The 6,131-nt window shown below is 53.0% G+C and carries 2 protein-coding genes; both read left to right on the top strand.

The annotated features are described in order from the left end of the window. The coding region (locus J7439_RS24725) for an AAA family ATPase (protein WP_209204720.1) at positions 1 to 5,504 on the top strand (5,504 nt) is incomplete at its 5' end. Positions 5,505 to 5,649: 145 nt separating this feature from the next. Beyond that, the coding region (locus J7439_RS24720) for a hypothetical protein (protein WP_209204719.1) at positions 5,650 to 6,131 on the top strand (482 nt) is incomplete at its 3' end.

Here is a 6,131-nt window from a genome sequence, read left to right as displayed (position 1 = left end):
AACATTTGTCTGATATTCTTGAGCAAGGCTACTTCATCGCCAATGGTGAACGGGTGGAGCTGCCAGCATCGCTGGTCTTGCAGAAATATCACACCCCGACAGAGAATATCACGGCATTCAAACAAGCCGTCAACAACACACCGGTGTTACCCGGCAAAACCTGCGGGGTTATCAATACCCATAATTTCGACGCAATCTTCAGTGATCTGTCCGCACAGGAAAACACCCTGCAAAAGACCGATACCTTTCATAAGATGGCCAGCGAATTTGACCAGCTGCTGGTTAGCGGTGAACTGACCGATGAGCAATGGCTGATCCTGAAACAACGGACGGAATCACTGCCCGTTGCCCCCGGATTGGTGACAGGCACTCTGCCAGAGCCTTCCGGTGACAGTGCTGTCAGGCTGTATACCGGCAGTGTTGGCAATATCGCTGCACAATCCGACTGTTATCAACTGGCCTCCGGGCAGCAATGGGAGGAGCTCTGGTTTACCAGCAAGTTGAAACTGTCAGGCAAGTTGAGTTTTCAGCTGAGAGAAACCCCCTTATTGACGCAACTCCTGAATGGTAAACCGTTGGTGCTGACCGGGCTGGAACATACCCCGGCCCTGGCAGGGCATCTGGAGTCACTACTGGCACCAGAGCCCTATCTCTGGATTTACGGCCAGAAAAAAGCTCTGCCCAACTGCCAGCTTCATATAGTCTGGCCCGCTGACCAACTGCCTGCCCAGAGCCCGTGGTTCCGGCGCTGGCAACAGCAGCAGGATATCTTGATCGATCGATCAACAGACAGTGTTGAGCCTGACAGTGTTGAACCCGATGATGATATAGCTGAGTCCATTTTGGCAGAATCCATTATGGCTCCCGGTTTGATCAAATCCCTTTCGACCCGCTATCCCAATGCAATCGAGCCATTAGCCTGTCTTTTGTCCCGCATTCGGACATTGCCCCGGAGCCCGGATAAAAGTTTTCCGGTCATTCCGGTTCAGGCACCGGCTGCGTTTCTGACCCTGCTGGAGGCTCAGCTCCCCATTGAACAGCGGCTGGATCGCGCCGGGACTCTGGAGCCCTTCCACTGGCGTAAGGCCCTGAATAAGTTACTGGCCCATCCGGTGCGGGGTAATGAAACCATTTACAGTTTTGTCAAAGCTCAGATCAGTGCGATATTTCCGGATTCCATGGAAGAGGTTGATCGTGATGGCATTGCTGCCATCCTGGAAACCCTGCCTGCCCTGAAGCACCCAAAGGATCTGGTAGATGATTTCTGGCCATTGGCCCGTTATATGGCACCGGCACTGGGTGAGTGTTTGCCCGCTACTTTCGGCAAACCTTCCCCCCGCTGCACCGCGAAGATGGCCGCCATTATCCACTCAATATTCCCTCAACAGGGCATTGAATCTGATCTTTTGCCGGTACTGGACAACAACATCCATCCCTATTCCGGCCATCGGCTGCGTCTGCTGTACGATGCCCTGCGGGTCTGTGGCAGCCAGAGTATCCCGGTGCATCAGCAAGCCCGGGATTTGAACCAGCAACTGACCGCCATTACCCAGTGCCATCCGTCTGAGCCACTGGAGCAGCTGCAACAGCCGCTTCAGTACGCCTTCCCGGAACCGCTGCTGACAACCTCCTTGCAGACACTGGCCTCAGATTGGCTGAAGGCCAGCTGTCATCATCAGCAGCAACAGGGCAAGCGGCTTGAACAGCTCACCACCATGCTCAGACAGCATAGGATCATTGAACTCAATGGCCCGGCGGGTACCGGTAAATCCTGCCTGGCCGTCGCCACCGGGCAAGCGTTACAGGAACGGCGGCAGGCATCAATGAACCGGCTGGCCGCTGGCCCAAAGCCTGACCAGCAAACAGTGAAAACCCTGACCCTGGGGCCGAACACCACCTGGGAAGACCTGTACGGTTCGGTCTCCCTGAAACGAGACCGGCAGGGCAATACGGTCTCTCATGCGGTACCCGGGCAGATAACGGATTGGGCCAGGAGGAGACGCCCGGGCCTGCTGGTTATTAATGAAGCCAACCTGGTGCAGCACGGACTATTGTCACCACTGGCCGGTTTGCTGGAATCGCCTGCCCGGCTCTGCGTCAATGGCCAGACCTTCGAGCTAACAGATAACCACCGGGTTTTGTTGACCGGTAATCCGGAAAATTATCCGGGGCGGAATCTTGACCCTGAATTGCAACGCCGGATTCTGCGCCTGTATTACCGGCCACTGCCGGAGTCCGTTCTGCAACAAGCCATCATTGAGCCACTCCTGCCGGATACCTGGCCCATGGAGCTGAGGTCCACCACTTCGGCCACCATCCTGTCCCTGCTGGCAGAGTACAGAGAACAGGTATCCACAGACTATGAGCTGACGCCAAGGGACCTGAAAGACATCATGGCCCGGTTCCGACTGATCACGGCGGATGCACTCTGTCCCACAAGCCAGGCCCAGGTATTGGCACTGGCTGACGAAGCGTGCGGGCAAAGTCTGGGTGGGCGGATTGATCGGGACAAACGCCCCCAATGGCAAGCGCTCAGGGATTACTGGCACAGTTTCGGTAAGGTGGACCGTTCATTGCTGGACCAGCACCAGCGGGCCTTCACACAGTTTTTCGGACAGTTGGCACAGGTGAACAAAAAGCAATCGACGCCACTGGTCATCGATACTCCGGCCACCAGAGAGTACATAAAAACCTGCTGGCAATTTCTGCAACTCAGGGAACCGGGAAGAGTGGCCATGGTGGTGGAAGGTACTGCCGGGTGGGGTAAGGATGCCCTGTTACTGCTGACCCTGACCACCTGGCAACAGCAAACCGGTAAAGGCTATCAGCATCTCAATGGGGCACCGGACCAGTTTAACCAGTTTGTGCAGGCTTTTAACCGTGCCTGGCGTCTGGGTGAGGTATTAGTGGTCAGTGAGCTCAATATTATTCCTTCCGGGCCATTGGAAGAGTTTCTCAATGACCGCCTGCCGCTGCCTCACAAGGCCGGGTTCAAATTGATTGGTACCGTTAATCCACCCACCTATCCCGGGCGGACGGCATTCCCGCCGTCATTAACCAGTCGATTTACCGGCGTTCATATCCACCATGATACTCTGGATGACTACCGGCTCAGGCTGCAAGCCATGGGGGTATCAGAGGAGCTGAGTCGGTGGCTGACCGATTGCGCCAGTGCCCTTAACAATGATTTCCGACAGCAACGCATTCCCCTTGAACTGACGTTGCCGCAGCTGCTCCGGGCGGCCGATCTATTGGGCAAAGTCCCCATGAGACATTGGCTTGGCCATCTGATCTGGGAGTGGCGATCCTATCTGAATAACTGTACATACAACTTTAAGTGGCCCTATATTGTTGTACCGTCATCAGAAAAGAGATCGTCCAGAGGTTCGGCCAAAAAGCCACCTAAGGTTTTCAGCCTGGGCAGCCCCCCGGGTGCGCCCAGAAACTTTCAGGTAACCCGGTTTTTTCCCGGTAAATGGGATCCCCGTCTGTATCGACTGGAGCTGTGCACAGCCGATGTGACCACTGATAAGCAGTTAGTTAAACGCCCGTTGCCAATACATCCCGTGGATCAGAGCAATCTTTTGCCCATGTTAACCGGGCGCACCGATCTGAAAACCGGTGAAACCCCGGGGCGCATGACACTGAAACCGGGCCGCAAATGGCAACCATTGCCATCGCTGACCCCCACCGACCGGTTGACCGGTCTGAGATCCATTCCGAAACAGATGCAGCTGGCACAGGACAGGCACACCGGCCAATACTTCCTTCGTTCCGGGCTCACTGAACCGGTGACGGTGGATTTTATTATTAAACCCGATCTGACTTATTTTCAGCCGTTAACGGCTGATGATCCTATCAACACACAGCCCTTGCAGTGCCCTCCCCTGATCAAAGTACATCTGGATCAGGAGGTGTTCAGCGGGGACCCTACTCACTTTCCGGGATACCAGAAGTTGGGGGAAATAGGGCAGATAAGGAATCTTTCAGAACGGCTACTGGCCCTTGTCGATTGGTTCAGGGAATTTTCTTACGATCGTACTTTTGAAGAAACCGGCGTCAGCCTGGTCAAGCGATTGTTGCAGGAACAACAGGGAACCTGCCGCCACCGTGGGTTTCTGTTTCAATTACTCTGTCTTTACTGGGGTATTGAAGCCCGAATAGTACAATCGAAATCACATGATTTCGTTGAGGTCAGATCCTGCAATGGGTGGCGACTTTGTGATTTAGGGGGCGCTGACAGCTCCACTATCAGTTATTCATCAGAGCCGGAATGGCACAATCTTTACCAGTCAGCACCAGTGTCAGTCAATTCATCTTGCGAACAGGGCGCAGCCGCTGATGGCTGGAACGGGATATTGTCACTGGCCACTTCTCTGCTCCAGCAACACAAGTGCATTACATCCGAATTACCCCAAGAGGCGATAAAACGTATCCAGGACACCTTCCTGGAAAAGTTCCGGAAAAATTTCCGCCCTATCCCCATAGACAGGGGGTCATTATCAGATCGATCTTACCCAATATCGCCAGGTTTCGAAGCTAATATCGAGGCATTTCAGATTGCCTACCGTTGGGTGCCGACACAATATTTGCAGGCGGCCCGACATGCCATTGACCATTTTTCTACCCTGGCCCCCCCGGAAAAAAAAGCCATTATCGACTGGAGCCACTGTATGCTCATCTGGTCAATCGACTATCAGTCTCCCAAAAAGCATCTTTTCTGTCAGTGGTCGGAGTTTGCCTGGCAACTGTATTTGCAAAGCCCGAATGATTTTCCCGTCCTGCCTGTTCAAAGCCTGCAGACCATTATCCGGTTTAATTTTGATCATCATGGAATGGCTCAACGAATAAGCCAGCGCCTGTTCCGGGTTGAGTACATTGATAAAATTTATCTGAAAAATGTCCGCGACAGTCCGGAGGTCGGTAATTTTTCGCTGCTGCACCCCTGGGAACAATTGCCACAGGTGGAGGCTACCGAGGTTTGTTGGAGTCATGCCTCCCGGGGTAAACCGGATATTTCCCGACTGATCCGTGGTGAGCCCTGTTTCCCGGAAAAATCAACCTATTTCCAGGAGACTAACACCCTGATACTGTCCGCCCGGTTTTTGATCGACAAGGCGTTGGACACCCTCCGGCAAAGCACGAACAAACTGACCGGAGCAGCCTTTCTTGAGGAACTCCCTGAGCCCCAGACCAAGAAAATTTTAGAGGATCACATCGATGATGCAGAAAATAACCGGCAGTTAATTCGTCTGATCGGCGATAAACGCTCTGCTGACATATATACCCCGGTGATATGTGAAGACCTGAAAAGATTCCGGGTCTTGATCGTTGGCAACTTCCGTGACCGGGTAACCATCTTTGAAAGTCCGGCAGGGCAAAATTTCAACCTGATCGGCAGTGGGATTTTTTCTCCGGGTATTGCCCTGGATTGCCGGGAGTCGCTGGAAACCATAAAACGCTTGATCAATGAACATGATGCAACCATTTTAAGCGGGAACTAGGGCCTGTTGAGGTTTTGTTGCATGCTCCAGCTTATCAGGGCACCCCTATGATGAGGTGCGGCATTGCAGGGAGGAACTTTTGCCGGTTTACACCATCTAAATTGGCTGACGGACCGCAATTACTATCAGAAAAAGTACTAATATCATGCTTCCTATTCAGCCTGGTGCCATGGTTAATGTGCACAATGACAATCCGCAACCCGGTGATCATTCTGTTGTAACAGCTCAAAAAAGGTTGGCAAGTTCTTCAGGCGATCCTTCACAGCCCAGTAAAATCCCTAAAAAAAAACCAGAAACCGGGATTTTGCCCGTCAAAAATGAGCAGTCATATTTAGTCCAACAGGCATCAGCAGATAGTGCACATTCCAGCCCGGTCCGTAACGTTACGACCATCACCGATTGCATCAGCCACCTGAAGCAATCGGTATCACCGATAGGCGATGCGTTTCATTTTTTCGAATCCTGGCATGGGAGTGAAAAGAAGGAGGAGTTGATCCGTTTCTATCGGGAAACGACAGGTACCGGGTTTTTTTTTATTATCCGGCATCCGGACGACCTGGATCATCACCCGTTAAGAAGGCTGCACTATTATCCCGCTCCCGGACAAAAAACCGAGCGTCCCGGGCT

It is taken from the genome of Salinisphaera sp. G21_0 (genome assembly GCF_017744115.1).
Taxonomy (GTDB): domain Bacteria; phylum Pseudomonadota; class Gammaproteobacteria; order Pseudomonadales; family Endozoicomonadaceae; genus Endozoicomonas.
Note: the sequence above shows the minus strand (reverse complement) of the source record. Positions and strands in the feature narration are given on the sequence as shown.